Source organism: Oceanicola sp. S124 (assembly GCF_000220565.1).
Taxonomy (GTDB): domain Bacteria; phylum Pseudomonadota; class Alphaproteobacteria; order Rhodobacterales; family Rhodobacteraceae; genus Pseudooceanicola.
This window is the reverse complement of sequence record NZ_AFPM01000199.1, coordinates 1-15,389: the sequence shown is the minus strand read 5'-3', so window position 1 is coordinate 15,389 and position 15,389 is coordinate 1. Positions and strand designations below refer to the sequence as shown.

18 protein-coding genes are annotated in these 15,389 nt (G+C 62.5%); 9 read left to right on the top strand and 9 right to left on the bottom strand.

The features are described 5' to 3' along the window. Positions 1-40 precede the first annotated feature (40 nt). The 5 genes from OS124_RS0114040 to OS124_RS0114015 all read right to left on the bottom strand — a co-directional run bounded on the left by OS124_RS0114040 (position 41) and on the right by OS124_RS0114015 (position 1,601). Positions 41-301 carry a hypothetical protein gene (locus tag OS124_RS0114040; RefSeq protein ID WP_010140352.1) on the bottom strand — a complete coding sequence of 87 codons (261 nt, stop codon included), beginning with the start codon at positions 299-301 and terminating at the stop codon, positions 41-43. Beyond that, complete coding sequence (locus tag OS124_RS0114035) at positions 298-486, bottom strand: hypothetical protein (RefSeq protein WP_010140351.1); 189 nt, start codon at positions 484-486, stop codon at positions 298-300. Before OS124_RS0114035 ends, OS124_RS0114040 begins: the two co-directional genes overlap by 4 nt. Further along, complete coding sequence (locus tag OS124_RS0114030) at positions 483-665, bottom strand: hypothetical protein (RefSeq protein WP_010140350.1); 183 nt, start codon at positions 663-665, stop codon at positions 483-485. The genes OS124_RS0114035 and OS124_RS0114030 overlap by 4 nt, the downstream gene beginning before the upstream one ends. 79 nt (positions 666-744) lie before the next feature. After that, on the bottom strand, positions 745-1,374 hold the full coding sequence (locus OS124_RS0114020; RefSeq protein WP_010140349.1) for a hypothetical protein: 630 nt from the start codon (positions 1,372-1,374) through the stop codon (positions 745-747). Further along, positions 1,371-1,601, bottom strand: coding sequence for a hypothetical protein (locus OS124_RS0114015; RefSeq protein ID WP_138919544.1), 231 nt, complete (start codon positions 1,599-1,601; stop codon positions 1,371-1,373). Before OS124_RS0114015 ends, OS124_RS0114020 begins: the two co-directional genes overlap by 4 nt. Before the next feature lie 995 nt (positions 1,602-2,596). Here OS124_RS0114015 and OS124_RS0114000 point away from each other — a divergent pair. The 5 genes from OS124_RS0114000 (at position 2,597) to OS124_RS0113980 (ending at position 6,127) form a co-directional block, all read left to right on the top strand. After that, on the top strand, positions 2,597-3,016 hold the full coding sequence (locus OS124_RS0114000) for a hypothetical protein (protein WP_010140346.1): 420 nt from the start codon (positions 2,597-2,599) through the stop codon (positions 3,014-3,016). Positions 3,017-3,350: 334 nt separating this feature from the next. After that, a complete protein-coding gene (locus OS124_RS0113995; protein ID WP_010140345.1) occupies positions 3,351-3,905 on the top strand; it encodes a hypothetical protein in 555 nt (184 codons plus the stop codon). 136 nt (positions 3,906-4,041) lie between these two features. Then, positions 4,042-4,842 carry a helix-turn-helix domain-containing protein gene (locus OS124_RS26135; RefSeq protein ID WP_010140343.1) on the top strand — a complete coding sequence of 267 codons (801 nt, stop codon included), beginning with the start codon at positions 4,042-4,044 and terminating at the stop codon, positions 4,840-4,842. A gap of 14 nt (positions 4,843-4,856) precedes the next feature. Continuing rightward, positions 4,857-5,456, top strand: a complete 600-nt coding sequence (locus OS124_RS26130; protein ID WP_010140342.1) for a hypothetical protein — start codon at positions 4,857-4,859, stop codon at positions 5,454-5,456. After that, positions 5,453-6,127 carry a hypothetical protein gene (locus OS124_RS0113980; protein ID WP_010140341.1) on the top strand — a complete coding sequence of 225 codons (675 nt, stop codon included), beginning with the start codon at positions 5,453-5,455 and terminating at the stop codon, positions 6,125-6,127. The genes OS124_RS26130 and OS124_RS0113980 overlap by 4 nt, the downstream gene beginning before the upstream one ends. A gap of 78 nt (positions 6,128-6,205) precedes the next feature. Here OS124_RS0113980 and OS124_RS0113975 read toward each other — a convergent pair whose 3' ends face one another. Next, on the bottom strand, positions 6,206-6,529 hold the full coding sequence (locus OS124_RS0113975; protein ID WP_010140340.1) for an H-NS histone family protein: 324 nt from the start codon (positions 6,527-6,529) through the stop codon (positions 6,206-6,208). A 203-nt stretch (positions 6,530-6,732) separates the two neighbouring features. On the opposite strand from OS124_RS0113975, the gene OS124_RS27040 reads away from it, so the two are divergent. From OS124_RS27040 to OS124_RS0113960, 4 genes are all read left to right on the top strand, one after another. Beyond that, complete coding sequence (locus OS124_RS27040) at positions 6,733-7,587, top strand: hypothetical protein (RefSeq protein WP_138919543.1); 855 nt, start codon at positions 6,733-6,735, stop codon at positions 7,585-7,587. A 365-nt stretch (positions 7,588-7,952) separates the two neighbouring features. Beyond that, positions 7,953-8,684: a hypothetical protein gene (locus OS124_RS27035; protein ID WP_138919542.1), complete on the top strand. Its 732-nt coding sequence runs from the start codon at positions 7,953-7,955 to the stop codon at positions 8,682-8,684. A 581-nt stretch (positions 8,685-9,265) separates the two neighbouring features. Beyond that, positions 9,266-9,949 carry a hypothetical protein gene (locus OS124_RS27030; RefSeq protein ID WP_138919541.1) on the top strand — a complete coding sequence of 228 codons (684 nt, stop codon included), beginning with the start codon at positions 9,266-9,268 and terminating at the stop codon, positions 9,947-9,949. After that, positions 9,942-10,673 carry a hypothetical protein gene (locus OS124_RS0113960; protein ID WP_010140339.1) on the top strand — a complete coding sequence of 244 codons (732 nt, stop codon included), beginning with the start codon at positions 9,942-9,944 and terminating at the stop codon, positions 10,671-10,673. The genes OS124_RS27030 and OS124_RS0113960 overlap by 8 nt, the downstream gene beginning before the upstream one ends. A 235-nt stretch (positions 10,674-10,908) precedes the next feature. On the opposite strand, the gene OS124_RS0113955 is transcribed toward OS124_RS0113960, so the two are convergent. From OS124_RS0113955 to OS124_RS0113945, 3 genes are all read right to left on the bottom strand, one after another. Further along, positions 10,909-11,820: an acyl-CoA desaturase gene (locus OS124_RS0113955; RefSeq protein ID WP_010140338.1), complete on the bottom strand. Its 912-nt coding sequence runs from the start codon at positions 11,818-11,820 to the stop codon at positions 10,909-10,911. A 418-nt stretch (positions 11,821-12,238) separates the two neighbouring features. Then, positions 12,239-14,692, bottom strand: coding sequence for a heavy metal translocating P-type ATPase (locus OS124_RS0113950; protein ID WP_010140337.1), 2,454 nt, complete (start codon positions 14,690-14,692; stop codon positions 12,239-12,241). A gap of 117 nt (positions 14,693-14,809) precedes the next feature. After that, positions 14,810-15,389 (bottom strand): multicopper oxidase domain-containing protein (locus OS124_RS0113945; RefSeq protein ID WP_010140336.1); only part of this gene is annotated, 580 nt, incomplete at its 5' end.

Genomic DNA, 15,389 nt, shown 5'->3' with positions numbered 1-15,389 from the left:
CCGGGAAAGCTGAAGGCGATGTGAAAGAGAGGCGGCAGGCTCAGAGCTCGGCGGGGAGGTCTTCGGCGATCACGTCGCGCGCCTTGCGGATCCAGGCGTCGATCGCCTGGTCCTCGGTGGCGCCGACGACGGGGATGCGGTGGAGGTGCAGCGCGGCATTGCCGGCGACGGGGCCGTGGAAGATCCCGCCGCTCTCGATGGCGGCGGTGAAGATCACCTCGCGGCGGGCGTCACCGGTCAGCCCCTCAAGGCGCGCCAGCAGGTCCCGGATGGTCTCGCGGTCGATGAGCAGGGCGGTCATGGGCGCTCTCCGAGGAAGACCTCGGGTGCGACATGCTGCCGGGCCCTGTCCGAGGTGAGGTAGAGGGCGAAGGAGATCGCGGCGGCTGCCGCGGCGATCCAGAAGAGCCCGGCGGCGGCAAGCTCGCCGAGCGGGCGCCGGTGGCGCTGCGTTGCCTGATGGCGCTCTGACAGATGGTCGATCATGCGACGGGCTCCTCGGGGGCGGGGACGGGACGCGCCAGCTCTTCGGCGCGGGCGGCTTCCTCGGGCGTTGCGGCGCGGGTGGCGCCGGTCTCGCTGTCGTAGGTTGCCCAGCCGGTGGCCCCGGCGGCGCGATAGAAGCGCATGGTCTCGGGCTCGATCAGGGCGCGGCGGCGGGTCATGTCGTGGCCCCGGCCAGCAGCACGAGGGCCGCCGTTGTCAGCGACCAGGAGATGAGGGCGAGGGCGAAGAGAGGCAGGCTCATGCGCCGTCCTCCTCGAGCAGGGCGTCTTCTCGGGCCGAGATCTCTTCCCAGATCGCAACAGCTTCTTGCGACCGCGCGGCGATCAGCTCCAGCTGGTCGGGGGACAGGCAGACGTAGCGCGCGCCGTCGGCGTGGATCGTCGCATCGCCGTCGGCGTCGAAGGTGATGCGGACGGGATCAAGCTCGGCGTCGATCAGCATCATGGTGACCTCGGTCGCCTCGCTGGTGCCGTCGGTGCCGACCACGTGCAGCACGCCCTTGGTCCGGCCGCCACAGAGCAGGCGGGTCAGGTCCGCCATATCCTGCGGATGGATGGATCCGGTCTCCTGCTTGGCTGCGCGGGTCATGCCGGCGGCCAGGAGTCTCAGGGCTTCCTCCGGCGCGACCTCGGGCGCGAGGGCCAGGTCGAGCTCGGGCCCGTCCTGCGGGATCGCGCAGAGCTCGGCCAGGACAGAGCGAAGCCGGTCGGCTTCCTTCTGCAGCGCGCGGTGCGAGAGCAGCAGCGACAGGGCGCGCTCAAGGGTGACGGCCTCCGCCAGGGCGGTGTCGGCGAAGGCGCTGGCGGGCAGGGTGGCCGCGATCTCGCGGGCGCCCGCCAGCGGCACGAAGTCCCCGGGCCGGCTCATGCCACGCCCTCGGGATTGGCCCGGCGGGCGATCAGGGCGCGGACCTTGCCACGGCAGCGCTCGGTGATGTCGTGGATCTCGGCCATCTGGGCAGAGGCCGTGGCCGGTCCGGTCAGGTGGTTCGGCGCCAGGCGCGCCAGCCGGTCAGAGGTGATCGGCGTGCCGCGCTCGGCCTTCAACGCGGCCCAGTCGGACCGCAGGCGGGCGCTTTCGGAAGGGGTCAGCATAAGGGCCTCCATCGGTTGTGATGGGGGCTTTCGTAATCCGAATAAATCGGATAGGCAAACTAAAAATCCGATAATGTCGGATGTGCGTGCCGACATTTGACTGGCCGGTCACGTTGACTTAAGGGATCAAAGCGTGAACATCTGGCGCGGGGAGGAAGTAACTTGAAGCTAGCGATTCTCCGCGTCATGCGGTGCCTGGGGCTTAATATTAACTGGGTGGGTGACTTCAGGACCGCGCGAGATCGCCGAGAGCGGCTAGCAGTTCAACCTGCACGTCCGACGGAAGTTGAGGCAGATCCCCGTGCAGAATGAAGTTAAAATCCACCCTAAATGACCTATAGAAATAGCGCATTAGCTTGATTGAGGGTCTTCCCGAGCGGACCTGAGAGTTCAGGGTCGTCGGGGAGAGGCCAAGGTGTGCAGCTATTTCTTTCTGAGCCAAACCGGTTACGCGCTCCGCCGCTTTGAGGCGAAGCGAAATCGCTTCATTGGAGGTGTCTCCAGTGCGGGCGAGTTGCTCTCGTGCGTCGGGATCGTGGGCTTGGCTGCTCGGCTTCATGGGTTCAGTCATACCCTGTAATCGCTCTAAGCCGAAGATCTCGGATTGAAGTGGTTGCAAATCCGATAATATCGGATTATTCAGCTTGGCTATGACTGAGAGTGTTCGTGACATGCTGGAGACTTTGGGGGGCTATCGCCACGTTGCGCTGCGCGTCGGTATGGCCTCGACCACCATGCACAGTCACATGATGGCCAATGTGCTGCCAGCAAAGTTCTACTTTGCTTTTCGGGCTCTCGCTGTGGAGCGGGGAAGTGTAGCGCCCGATCCGGCCTTGTTTGGTTTCGTGTCGTTGCGTGCGGCCCCACCCCACACGCATGAGAGGGACGCCGCGTGATGCGTTCATCTGCCTTCCTCTCTCCGCAGCCCGACCATGCCTTCCATGCTCTGCTTATGCCGGGGCTGTTGTCCATCTTCCAGAAAACGGGGTTTCGCGATGAGCGGTGATGTTGCGGTCTACCAGGGCCCGGCGGTGCGGGCGCTGTTCAAGCAGCTGGTGCGGGACTTCGGCGGCGTGGATGCGGCCGCCGCGTTGCTGGACTGCTCGAAGGGCACGATCTCGCGCGAGGTCAACGGCGGCCTGCCGGTGTCGATCGCGCATTTCTGCGGCCTGGAGGATGCGCTGGAGCGCTTCCCGATCACCTCGATGCTGGCCGACCGCCGGGCCGCGCGCCAGGTGCGGCAGGAGGTCCATGACCTCGTGCTGCGCGTGGTGGCCGAGAACGGCGACGTCTCGAATGCCGCTGTCGGGTTGCTCTGCGCGGGCGATCCGGAGGCGGTGATGAAGGAGCTGCGCGAGTCCATCTCGGCCTCGCAGCAGCTGCTGGCCCGGCTCGAGACAGAGGCCGCGGCATGAGCCCTCTGACATCACCCTCCCGCCGACGGGCGGGTCTTCGACGCGGGGAGGGCGCTCATGTGGGCGGCGCGCGCCCCGCGTCGAGCTTGAACCACTCACGGACCCCGGCACAGGCGCCGGACCGTGCCGAGCGCCGGCCATCGGGCAGGGCAGGGCGCTCCACCGCGCGGGGAGCCATCCTCCCGGCTCCCCGCGCTTCGAAACACCCCGGGCCGATAATTGCCGCACCGCGGGACCGCGCGGCGGCCCGGGGGCTGGCGGTCCCATGCTGTCTGTCCCCGTCTGGGCGCGCGTCCGTAGTGGCGCGCGCCGCCTTTTCCCTGGAGGCCGCCACATGGACATCCTGACCGAGCTTGAGCGTCGCCTGATCGACGAGGCGCTGGAGCGGATCCCCGAAGAGCAGCGCCGGGTGCCGCCCGGGGTCAGCGGGCTGGACCGGGACTATATCTGGGACCCGACGACACAGACGCTCATCACCCGCAACGAGGCCTTCCGGGGCGGGCTGCGGTCGATGAAGCGCGGCCCTGTGCGCAGCCCGGCGGACCGGCTGAAGGACCGCGAGATCGCGCAGGACATCCGCGACGGCTTGAGCATCAGCGAGATCGCCCTGCTGCGCCACACGGCGCGCGAGCGCATCCAGCGGGTCGCCCGCGAGGATGGCCTGGAGATCTCGGCGCCGAAGCCCTCGCCTGCGCCTCGGCCCCGGCGGGGCAAGACCGTTTCGGGCAATGACGAGGCGATCACCCGGAAGATCCTGGCGCTGGTCGATGGTGAGCGCGGGCTGAGCGAGATCGCCCGGCTGGCGGGCTGCCACAAGGACGCCGTGCGCCTGCGTCGCGACCGGCTGGGGCTCGATATCCCGGCTGCCAAGCGGAAGACGGCGGCATGAGCGGGCGCCGCTGAGATCACCATAAGGCCCGGCCAACGGGCAGACGACCTGGAGGACAGGACATAAGAGACCACCACGGCCCCGGAACCCTCGGTTCCGGGCACGGAGACGTTTTGCCTGCGCACAGGAGGCGGCCATGAGCATTCCAGCGATGAACTGGGCCTTCGCGCAGCGGGGGCTGAAGCCTGCGACCAAGCTGGTGCTGGTCTGCCTGGCGGACTGCCACAACGCCCATTCCCGACGCTGCGACCCCTCGCAGAAGACGCTGGCGGAGGAGTGCTGCATGAGCCGCTCGACGGTGAACGTGCACCTGAACCTGCTGGAGGAACGCGGGTTAATCCGGCGCGTCCAGCGCTCGGACAAGCGTACCCGCAAGCAGCTCTCCAGCCACTACGTCCTGGGCTGCGACATGGACGCGGTGCAGGGGGAAAAGCCCGTGTCCGAAATCCGGACAGGGGATCAGGAGGGCGCCGGGAAAGCCGTGTCCGAAATCCGGACAGGGGGAGAGGCTGCAGAAGCCGTGTCCGGAAACCGGACACGGGATGCGCGGTCGGGCAGGGGAGCCGTGTCCGAAATCCGGACACGGGAAACAGGGGAAAGCCGTGTCCGGAAATCGGACACGGGAACGGGCCGAGCCGTGTCCGGAAAACAGCCGATCCCGTGTCCGGAAAATGGGCAATCCCGTGTCCGGACGGTCGGACACGAACCTGAAAAGAACCTGAAAGGAACCTTGCGCGCGGAGGCGGGTGCGCCCGGGCGCGCGAGGCCGGCGCAGTTCTTCACCGACGACGAGAGGGCGGATGCCCGGGAGGTGGCCGCGCATCTGCGCCGGGGCGGATCGGTCAACGCCGCGCGGATCCCGGGACGGGTGCGGGACTGCCTCGTCGCCGAGGAGGTCCTGGGGCGGGACGAATTGCAGGCAATCGGACTGGGCTGAGAAAGGGCAAGAAGATGCGGATCGAGCAGGATCAGGATCACGAGACGAAACGGGACCGGGTGCGCAGGCTGCTGCTGCACCCGCTGGAGGGGATCGGCTTCCGCTTCCCGAAGGCGGTGGAGAGCGACGAAGGTCGTAGGCGCCTCGACCGGCTGGCGGACGAGTTGGCCTACATGAACGACGAGAACCTGCGGCGGCTCTTCGAGGCGATGCGCTCGAAGGGCGAGGGCCGGGCGCGGGACTTCTGGCCCAGCCATGCGGCCTTCGTCGCCCTGGCGCAGATCGCCCAGCCCCGCCCGCTGGAGGAGATGCCGGGGCTCGCCAGCTGGTTCGGCAGTGCCGCCGGCCGCGCCGCGCTCGCCGAGGGGCGCCTGGTCGAGGAATACCGCTGGTGGCTCTCCAAGCACCGCCCGCCGCTGAACCCGCATGAGCGCCGCATCGTGGCCGATCGGGCAGGGGCAGCGCAGTCGAAGGTGGCCCGGCTGCGCGAGCGTCTCGGCCTGCGCCTGCCTGTCGATGCGGCGGACCGCGAGTGGCTGCACGCCTACGAGACCCACGAGGCCGCCGCGCGCGAGCTGGTACGCCGAGGGCAGGCGCAGGGAGAGGCAGCATGACCATGGCGATCCGTCACCGCCCCCGCGGTCTCAGCAGTGCATCCCCGCGCGAGGTCAGCATCCTGCAGCTGCTCGACTGGGCCTTCCAGAAGGAGAAGATCCGCATCGACTTCGACCAGGGCGCCAGCGAGCGTCCGCAAGGTGCGCTGAAGGGCTACGGCATGGAGCACATCCTGATGCGCCAGGCCGAGCTCGGCTGCCGTGTCCAGGGCGGCGGTACCTCCGAGCCGCACCCCGACGCCGATGCGGTGGCCGACGCCCTCGCACAGCTGCCCGAGAGCGTGGGCGGTCGCCGCATGGCGCTCGTCATCGCAGAGTTCTCCCGCGCCGGCGAGACCCTAGGCTGGGGCTCAGACCTCGCTCCGCAGGTGCGCCCAGTCGACTGGAAGCAGACCCGGCACGGGATGTTCGCCGTGACGGAAACCTGCGGCAAGGCCCGCTACACCAGCCGCGGCAAGGTGCGAGAGGTAGACCTCCGCTGCTGCCCGATCACCATCGACAACCACCCGCGCGACCAGGCGCGGGCGAGGCGGGACTACCTGCTGTGGTGGGATGCGCTGATGACCCTGCGCGATCATTTCCGCATCTACGGCGGGCTGACCGCGCACCAGGTGACCGAGGCCCTGCCGCCGATGAAACCATGGCAGGGCAAGGCGGCGCGGGTGGCCTGAGGGGCCAAGGTAGGGCAAAGAGAAAGGCCGGGGCTGATGCTCCGGCCTTTGGCGTGTCCTGTAACGGCTTTGGAAAAGTCAGATCGCGAGATCTTCCAGGTTCTTTCCGGCATCAAGTGCATCGCTGACCCATTGTGGCCGGCGTCCGCGACCGCTCCAGGTCTGGGTCGGGTCCTCGGGGTTGCGGTACTTCGCCGGCAGTCTCGGCTTCTTGCTGCTGCCCGGCGCGACGAGGTCGGTCAGAGAATAGCCAAGCTCTCCGGCCTTGGCCTCAAGGGCCGCGCGGGCTTCAGCCTTGCGACGTTCGTCATACCCCTTGATGGCCTTGGCGAGGTCCTTCTGGAGCTGCTTCAGATCGTCCAGGGAAAGGGCATTGAGATCCAGATCGGGGAGTTGGGACATTCGCGGGCCTCTGTGTTCGGTTGCTGCTCAACCTAGAATTGACAGGCGGAAACGCAAGCGTTGATAAAGCAGGCGTTGCTGATAGGCTGGTCGCACGATCGCTATGCGCAGGAAGCGCACTTTGTAAGTATGTACTACTATCGGCATCAGAGCCGATACGCAGCGGTGTTGCAAAGCGTTCAACAGAGAGCCACACTCAGTGCATGTCGGAAGAAAATGTACCAATAGGAAAGCTTTACTCGCGCGTCTATTTACAGCCCACTGAGACCGTGCGCGACGGTGCTCGGATGCGGATGAGGGTCTTGCGCGCTATTGAGCAGCATATCCCCAGCCATAGACGAAATAACGATTTCGGTGCTGCCGTCGAAGGAGAACTCGGTATAGAAATCGTCCGCTCATCCGCTTATGTTTCTCCATATATCCCTTGGGAACGCCTTGTCAGACAAGAACTGTCGGTCAGTGATCTACTGAACGTCTTGACCATGCTCTGGCGAGCCGTCGGCGACGATAGGCGCCGCACCATCTTCAGAAACAACATCACGAGAATTTTCGCGGAAGAAGCGATCGGATTCTCTGTCGATGAGGAAATGGGTTTTCATCCGGCGTTTGATGAAGAGTTCGATCGTTCGCGCAGCTCAATTGTCCGCATGCTGAGCGGTGAAAGGTTTCGGCACGAATCAGATTTTATAGCGCTGTCGGAAACTGCGCTGCTTGCCAAACCACTTGATGGGCGTACGGCGATACGAGCTGTATATGACGCGGCTGAAAATCTGTTCAAGCGCATCACAGGTAAGCAGAACATCACCAATGGACATGTCCGAAAAGCACTTGCCCCCGTAGCTTTGCAGGGGATACCACAAGACGGAAAATCAAATGTCGCCGTCAACAAAATGCTAGACTCTTTCGAGGATTGGGCCGCTGCGTGCCACGTCTACCGTCACGCTCCTGGTGTAGCCGAGACAATGCAACCGACTGAGGCAATCACCATCCTTATGGTTTCGCAGGGCTACGGTTTCGTGCGCTGGCTCGCTGAGTTGTCAGTCGTCCAAAGTGAGTGAGACCACCTGTTAGACGTCTACTTCGGGCTGTGACCGGTCATTCGCCGCGCCTGGTGCGAGTGGCCGCTGTGCGCAGGGAGCGGACACTCCTCGCGACCTGCCTACGGCCGCTCCCCCGGGCACTTTCGGCCCTAAGCGGACCTTCGAACCGAGCAACGCGCGTGACCGGTCCTAAGCCATAGTTGACTTCTGCGCCTAGCGTGGCAAACTATTTCGCCCGATGCGACGGTGGGTCACAAATAATGCGCTTTAACGTTGTTCGCACGTGGGACGGCCCAGGGTAAGCATGGTATTCACTGGCCGGCAGAGTGTCCTAGAGATAAGGTTCATCCAGCTTGATGATTGATACTAGCGTCGAGGTGACGATGGATAGCTGGGCCAAACTTTTAACGGCAGTTGCTGCGGTGCTAAGCGCAGTTGCATGGCCTTTAGCGCTATTCCTAACTGCTTTTCTGTTTAGGAAAGCGTTACGATCCGCCATTGAACGTATTCCGTCTATGCTTGATCGTGTGAAGACGGCTTCGGTCGCGGGCATGAAAGTTGAGCTTGAGCGCTTAGTCGCTGCCGAAAAGGAAGATAAGGCTGGTAAAGTTACACCAAATCAGAAAGAAGTTGCCGCTCGGATCGCGTTTGAGAAAAGCGATATAGGCTCGCAGCCGCTTTTGAACGAACTAGACAGACTGTGTTTGGAGTTTGACCATCTTCGACGCACTTTGCCTTCCGGCGCCATTCGTACCCGTGCAATGACGCGTATCCTGGTTCAGATGCGCTCGCTCTCCCTTAGTCTCATAGAATTTTTAGATGCGTATAAGGGGTCAGGCTCCCAAGGTAGCCGTCTAGCCGCGGTAGCAATGATGCAAATGGTACCAGCGTCTGCTGATGTTGACTGGCTTGAAGGTAGGTTCAGGTCTGACCCACCATTCATATTTTATCACGCGGCTTTAGCCCTCCAAAACATTCTGGATAGCCCTGATGTTAGTGATAGGAGGCTGCAAGAGACACGGGAAGCCGCCCGACGCGCACTAGAAAGAGTGAAAAGCTTTAGCGGTACGCCTGACCATTCGACAATCGAGGTGCTAGAGTCGATCGTTGGCTAAATAAGGACAAGAAAAGGGGTGATTAATCTCGACATTTTCGACATCGGGGCCCGCTAAGAAGCGACCTGCCCGCAGCAACCTGGGCGGCAGGGAGGTGGCAACTATGGCCCATAGTTGCCTTTGCGTGTAGCATTTCTATGCTGCGACGCAGCTTGTAGAACCCGCCATTTACTTAATCTTAAGAATAGCTTCCGTAGCATGCCTTGCAATATCGGCACAGGGTATTCAGAATTCCGGTTCGCGCAACAGTGGACGCACAGGGCTTGGGCTGACCTCCGAGAATCTCGATCCAACTGACGGCGGTGTAAGGGGGCGGGTTGGAAACGGCGTTGGAACATGGAGAGATCTAATGCTCGGCATTCCTCGGAATGCTCCCAAATGTATTGCGTTCAACAATATATCCGACTAACCTTGGGCGCGCCGGAGCTTGGAAGACCCACGGCTTGACACATGGATGATTAGCTTGATATTGCGCGGGGCCGATGAGCAGACTTAGTGAATTTCTAAAAAAGAATAGCGTGCACGCAAGTTCTGACCTTCCATTGGTTCACACCACACCGGCGCAGTCCCTTAGAGCCATAATGGCTTCCAAGTCTCTATCTCCGACAGATTGCCCCGTCTTTGCTGGCGAGAAGTTAACATACTTATTCTACGGAAAGCCTTCTTATAAAGTCAGCGGAACCACTCAGAAGAACTGGCTGATGCCAATATGTTTTCTGATAAAAATAAATTCGCTTCAGTCAATTAAGAGGATATATCCATTCGATAGCGGCGCATTCAGCGCGGGTAGGCATCCTGACTATCTGAAGACTTTTGATATGGGTGAGTTTGAGGTGTCGGGACTAAACGATCCGTCAAAAATTGTCGGGGCCTTCTTTAAGACGATAAAGGATTATTTTCGACTAACGCCGAAGGAAGAGAGCCAGTTTCAAAGTGAGCACGCACTCGGTGTCATGGATCACGAAATTCTTGCCCTCAGGGATCTGGCTGGCGATTCTTCTTTGTCTGGCATTGATGATCGCAGGTTCTGTGTCGAAATTCAGACAGAAGCTGAGATCTCTCTAACGGCAGGCAATGTGCAAGCTGTCATACTTCCCTATGATTACTTTGAAGACCCTTCAGTGGTTCAATTTGTTGAGACAGATTTAGAGGCGACGCCCTTACCTTACGACTGCTTCAGCCTTACCTCTGCGGAACATACAGCTATTATTTATTCAAAAGTTTTGGAGTTTTTGCGCCTGGAGGGAGGGTTGGAGGATGTTTAATCTTTATGGCTTCGCAACGGCGGCAAGGGAACACCCGCACTTTGGGATACCAATTTTCACGCGAGAAAATGGCGAGGGGTTTTACTCTCAGAAGATTGGCGAAGATGGATTGATCGATGAGTTCCTTCCCATTTCACATGTTGAAATCGAAAAACTGCGCGTCGAAAATGATCGCAGTCATGAAGGATCCTTAGAGGAGGGGTCTGCTGCGCACTATGCGTTTTTCCTCCATAAGTCGGAGGGGGTTTTTAGCGATCGGCCCTCTGTCGAAGCCTATATTGAGAAGAATATGGAGCTTATATCAAGTTTCGCAATAGCGAACCTTCAGGCCCTTCGCTTCATAGGGTGTTCGCGGTCAAAAGAACTCGAGGCAGTGGAGAAGTTTTCTCAGATTTTTGAAAACGGAGATGTTCGAGAACGGTTTCTGGCGGTCGAGCGCTCTCTAATCCCGGCCGATGAAGTGTGGGAGAAGATTGATGAGCTAATCGATCGTCTCAATTCAAGCTCTAACTTCGCCATGACGCATGATGTAATTTCAGACTTGCAGAGGCATCAGTCAGACTTTCAGCCGCGGCACTTCAAAATGGCTATGCGCGCCTGCTTGAATAATAACCAAGTCCACTGGATTTCTGGCGATGATGATGTTCGGATTTTTATCAATTTTCTTATTGATAGGGGCCAGCTTCGACTGACAAGTCAGGCGATGAAGAAACTGCAAGGGTGACTATCTTTCAAGCGGAGTATTCGGGTTTCTGTCGCTGATCCACTCTGCCGCGCACGGCAGCTTTACGCCCTTCGTGTCCGCGCCTGGCGTCATGCTGTGGCTTGCAAGAATCTCATATCAGGTCTGGGACCGGCCATCCGCTGCAACTGGAATGAAAGGCCGCTCTGGGTTACATGGCGTAGTTGGATCAATGGACTTGGGTCCGCAGCTCCATTCATGAAGCACATCAAAACTACTATCTCGAGTCTACGCGCCTAAGCCCCTCACGGGCTTGTTGGCTATCAGGGGTGGCGACGTCCCTCGCAAGGCCAAGTGCGGTCAGAACCCTGATAAACCACCAGCCAGGGTCGAGCTGGCCGGGCTCGACCCCCAGCCGTGCAGAATGCGGAAAGGCATGATGGTTGCCATGCCAGTTTTCCCCGAATGTCAGCAGGCCGATGCCAGGCAGATTGAAGCCCTGGACCGGCAGTCCGTCGACAACCCAGCCCTGATGGCCTGTTCGATGCGCGTAATGCCCTACCGCCCAGTGCCCGAAGAGCGAGACGGCTATTCTGAGGCTGATCCCCCAGAGCACAACGCCGATCCCGCCGATCAGCCAGAGGACAATCGCCAAGGGTATCTGCTGTAGCATCCACCAACGTTCCAGCCAGCGATAGAAGCGATCCTCGGAGATCTCCCTCTCGAAAACGAATTGCGGCGGAGAATCGAGTTTAAAGACACAATGAACCTGCCACCAGAAATCCCTCCAGAAGCCGGCGCCGTGAGATGGATGGGGTGGGCAGACATCCTGGCGCTGGTGCCAGTCCCGCATGTCATGCGCCCGCACCATGCCAAGAGGCCCGGCCATGCCGACCAGGACGCCCAGCCATACGAGGATCCGTTCCAGCCATGGTGGGACAACGAAGCTGCGGTGGATCAGCAATCGGTGCATCCCCACTGAATGCCCCGCGCATAGGGTCGCCGCCGAGAGAAGCAGGAAGACGGCGAGCCCCTGGACAGATGGCATGGCGAACAGGGCCAAGAGCCCCAGGACCGCGTGAGAGCTGAACCACAGAGACTTGACCGGGTCCCAGACTATGCGTCCGTCGACTGCCGAAACAGATGGACCGGCCCGAACGCGTTCGGTCGAGATCAAGGCCGCATTCATGACGTCCGCTCCCTTTCGATCAGCTATGGCGTCGAGCGTAGCCCGGATGTCGCCGGATTTGCCAAGGAAACATGGGCCTCCAACGCTGCGTCCGAACAAGCAGGTGTCTCTTGGGATGTCTCTGATGCCGATGAGCTCCCCGGGGGGTATCTGAAAATCAGGGCGAAATGCTCCTGACCGGTGAAGGGACCGCCGTTTTCGTGCTCGGCTAATTGGAGAAAAAAGCCCACTTGGTGTGGACCTTCTGAGGGGGAAATGGCGTGGTTTCGATCATTTAAGTGCATATGGATGGCGAGCTGTTTCGTAACCATGCAGTAGGCTACAGCGGAGCTAGGGCCCCCTCCTTTCATCCTGACTCTTTGAGCATCTCGAGCAGCACCGCATGGCTGCCTGTGCCGAAATACGATACGTCTCCGGGTCACAACCGCGTCGCCCTGAGCCTCAGGGCGTTGCCGATGACCGAGACCGACGACAGGCTCATGGCGGCTGCGGCGATGATGGGAGACAGCAGGATCCCGAGGAACGGGTAGAGGATGCCCGCCGCCAGCGGCACGCCCGCGGAATTGTAGACGAAGGCGAAGAACAGGTTCTGGCGGATATTGCGCATCGTGGCCTGGGCCAGGTGGCGGGCGCGGACGATGCCGGTCAGCTCTCCCTTCACCAGCGTGACGCCGGCGCTTTCCACTGCCACGTCGGCGCCGGTGCCCATGGCGATCCCGACATCGGCGGCGGCCAGAGCAGGGGCGTCGTTCACCCCATCCCCCGCCATGGCGACCGAAAGACCCTCGGCGCGCAGCCTCTCTATCAGCGCATGCTTGTCCTCGGGGCTGACGCCGGCATGGACTTCGTCGATGCCAAGCTTGGAGGCGACGGCCCGGGCGGTGGCTTCGGCGTCGCCGGTCGCCATGACGATACGCAGGCCTGCGTCATGCAGGGCGCGGATCGCTTCGGGCGTACTGTCCTTGATGCGGTCGGCGACAGCGATCAGGCCGGCGGAGCGACCGTCGACGGCGACGAACATCGCGGTCTTGCCCTGCGCCTGGAGCGCCTTGACCCGCTCGGTTAGGGCGTCGGTCGCGACACCTTCGGCCTGCATCAAGGCAACATTGCCAAGGGCCACGTGACTGTCGTCGACGCGGCCGGTGACGCCCTGGCCAGTAACCGCGTTGAACTCGGTGGCTTCCTTGTCTTCCGCGCCTTCGGAGCGGGCCCCTGCGACGATTGCCTCGGCCAGGGGGTGTTCCGATCCACGTTCTAGCGCGGCCACGAGGGTCAGGAATTCAGCCTTCTCCATCCCCTCGGGTTCGACATCGGTCAGGGTCGGCTTGCCCTCGGTCAGGGTGCCGGTCTTGTCCACCACCAGCACGTCGACCGAGGCAAAGCGCTCCAGCGCTTCGGCGTCGCGGATCAGCACGCCGGCAGAGGCGCCGCGCCCGGTGGCGACCATGATCGACATGGGCGTGGCCAGGCCAAGGGCGCAGGGGCAGGCGATGATCAGCACCGAGACCGCCGCGACGAAGGCATAAGAGAGCGCGGGCGTAGGGCCGAACAGCGCCCAGACGATGAAGGCCAGAAGCGCCACGGCCACGACGGCAGGCACGAAATAGGCCGCCACCCGGTCCGCCGTGCCCTGGATCGGTGCGCGCGAGCGCTGCGCCGCGGATACCATGTCGACGATACGCGACAGGGTGGTGTCCGCGCCGACCGTCTCGGCCTGCATCAGGAAACTGCCGGACTTGTTGAGCGTGCCGCCGGTCACCGTGTCACCCTCGGTCTTCTCGACGGGAAGCGGCTCGCCCGTGATCATGCTTTCGTCGACCGAAGAGCGGCCATCGGTCACGATGCCGTCCACCGGAACGCTTTCGCCGGGACGGACGCGCAGGATGTCGCCCTGCGCCAGTTGCTCCAAAGGCACGTCGTCTTCCAGGCCGTCCTTCACCCGACGCGCGGTCTTGGGGGCAAGGTCGAGCAGGGCACGGATCGCGTCGCCGGTTCTTTCACGCGCGGCCAGTTCCATGACCTGGCCGATGAGGACCAGCACCAGGATCACGGCGGCGGCTTCGAAATAGACCGGGGTCATGCCCATGCCGTCGCGCATCGCCTGCGGAAAGAGACCGGGCGCCAGTAGCGAGACCACGGAAAAGAGGTAGGCCGCGCCGGTGCCAAGGGCGATCAGGGTCCACATGTTGGGCGAGCGGTTGGTGACCGACGCCCAGCCTCGCTTGAAGAAGGGCCAGCAGATCAGGACCACGGGCGTGGCCAGCGCGAACTGCACCCAGCCAAAGAGCGTGTGGCCCATCCAGTCGGCGAAGGGGATGCCGACATGGCTGCCCATCTCCAGAAGGAAAACCAGCGCGGCGAGAGGGGCGGTGATCTTCAGCCGCCGCTTGAAATCGACATATTCCGGGTTGGGGCCGCTGTCGGCCGAGGGGGTCATCGGTTCCAGTGCCATGCCGCATTTTGGGCAATCGCCGGGGGCGTCGCGGACGACCTCGGGGTGCATGGGGCAGGTGTATTGCGTGCCCTTGGGCATCGCCGCGGGGTGGGGTGTCTCGCCCAGATAGGCCACCGGCTCCGCTTCGAATTTCGACTGGCAGCGGGACGAGCAGAAATAGACCTTCTGCCCCTCGTGCTTCAGCATATGGGCGGCGGTGGAGCGGTCGACCTCCATCCCGCAGACGGGATCCGTGGCGGTCAGGTAGTCCCGGGGTGCGGCGGTGAACTTGTCCCGGCAGCCGGTGGAGCAGAAGTGGTAAAGGTGACCGTCGTGCTCGGCCGAAGGCTTTCCGGCCTCCGGGTTGACGAGCATCCCGCAGACCGGGTCGCGGGTGATGAGATCGTCGCTGTCGCTCCGGGTGTGGGCATGTGTCATGTCAGGTCTCCTGATCAGGGGATCAACCGCCGGCAGGCAGTGCGGGTTCCGGCGCGCGGTTCGGTCTGTGAAGGGACGCGGGGCGAAGCAGGTCGCCGCCCCGCGTGGATGGCGGCGTCAGGCCACCTCGATCCAGTTGGTCATGCCAGAGGCCGCATGGCCCAGCATGTGACAGTGTAGCAGCCACTTACCCGGGTTGTCGGCGAGGAAGGCGATCACGACCCGGTCGTCGGGCATCAGCAGGATCGTGTCCCGTAGGGGGCCTTGCCGCCCGTCCGCGCCGATCTGGCGGAAGTGCATCCCATGCAGGTGCATGGCATGAGGGAAGATCGTCTCGTTGGTCAGGGCGATCCGGGCGGTTTTGCCCCGCGACAAGCGGGCGAATGGATCTGGCCCGAGGCCCACTTGCCCCGCCAGAGCCCAATACTGGCCGTTCTGCATCAGGGCGCGGAAGTCCATTTCCTGTCCCTGATAGCGGCCCGAGGCCATGCCGCGCATCGCGCCGCCTTGCAGAGGCATCTCGAGGAGCGGTGCATCCGCGGACAGGGGAACGTCCATCCGCGGATTGGGCGGCAGGGCGGCTGCGGCTTCGCGTGGCTGCCGCGCCGCGCGACCTGTCACCGCGACCTCGGCCAACAGGCGCCAGCCGTCGGCACCGCTTCTGGTCAGCAGACCTGCCGCCGCGCCCTCCTCGGCG

Excerpts from the sequence above, each read along its gene's own strand:
- OS124_RS0114020 (WP_010140349.1), bottom strand. The coding sequence starts at position 1,374 with ATGAGCCGGCCCGGGGACTTCGTGCCGCTGGCGGGCGCCCGCGAGATC.
- OS124_RS26135 (WP_010140343.1), top strand. The coding sequence starts at position 4,042 with ATGAGCATTCCAGCGATGAACTGGGCCTTCGCGCAGCGGGGGCTGAAG.
- OS124_RS0114035 (WP_010140351.1), bottom strand. The coding sequence starts at position 486 with ATGATCGACCATCTGTCAGAGCGCCATCAGGCAACGCAGCGCCACCGG.
- OS124_RS0114015 (WP_138919544.1), bottom strand. The coding sequence starts at position 1,601 with ATGCTGACCCCTTCCGAAAGCGCCCGCCTGCGGTCCGACTGGGCCGCG.
- OS124_RS0114040 (WP_010140352.1), bottom strand. The coding sequence starts at position 301 with ATGACCGCCCTGCTCATCGACCGCGAGACCATCCGGGACCTGCTGGCG.
- OS124_RS27040 (WP_138919543.1), top strand. The coding sequence starts at position 6,733 with ATGTCGGAAGAAAATGTACCAATAGGAAAGCTTTACTCGCGCGTCTAT.
- OS124_RS26130 (WP_010140342.1), top strand. The coding sequence starts at position 4,857 with ATGCGGATCGAGCAGGATCAGGATCACGAGACGAAACGGGACCGGGTG.
- OS124_RS0114000 (WP_010140346.1), top strand. The coding sequence starts at position 2,597 with ATGAGCGGTGATGTTGCGGTCTACCAGGGCCCGGCGGTGCGGGCGCTG.
- OS124_RS0113960 (WP_010140339.1), top strand. The coding sequence starts at position 9,942 with ATGTTTAATCTTTATGGCTTCGCAACGGCGGCAAGGGAACACCCGCAC.
- OS124_RS0113950 (WP_010140337.1), bottom strand. The coding sequence starts at position 14,692 with ATGACACATGCCCACACCCGGAGCGACAGCGACGATCTCATCACCCGC.
- OS124_RS0113980 (WP_010140341.1), top strand. The coding sequence starts at position 5,453 with ATGACCATGGCGATCCGTCACCGCCCCCGCGGTCTCAGCAGTGCATCC.
- OS124_RS27035 (WP_138919542.1), top strand. The coding sequence starts at position 7,953 with ATGGATAGCTGGGCCAAACTTTTAACGGCAGTTGCTGCGGTGCTAAGC.
- OS124_RS0113975 (WP_010140340.1), bottom strand. The coding sequence starts at position 6,529 with ATGTCCCAACTCCCCGATCTGGATCTCAATGCCCTTTCCCTGGACGAT.
- OS124_RS0113995 (WP_010140345.1), top strand. The coding sequence starts at position 3,351 with ATGGACATCCTGACCGAGCTTGAGCGTCGCCTGATCGACGAGGCGCTG.
- OS124_RS0114030 (WP_010140350.1), bottom strand. The coding sequence starts at position 665 with ATGACCCGCCGCCGCGCCCTGATCGAGCCCGAGACCATGCGCTTCTAT.
- OS124_RS27030 (WP_138919541.1), top strand. The coding sequence starts at position 9,266 with ATGGCTTCCAAGTCTCTATCTCCGACAGATTGCCCCGTCTTTGCTGGC.
- OS124_RS0113955 (WP_010140338.1), bottom strand. The coding sequence starts at position 11,820 with ATGAATGCGGCCTTGATCTCGACCGAACGCGTTCGGGCCGGTCCATCT.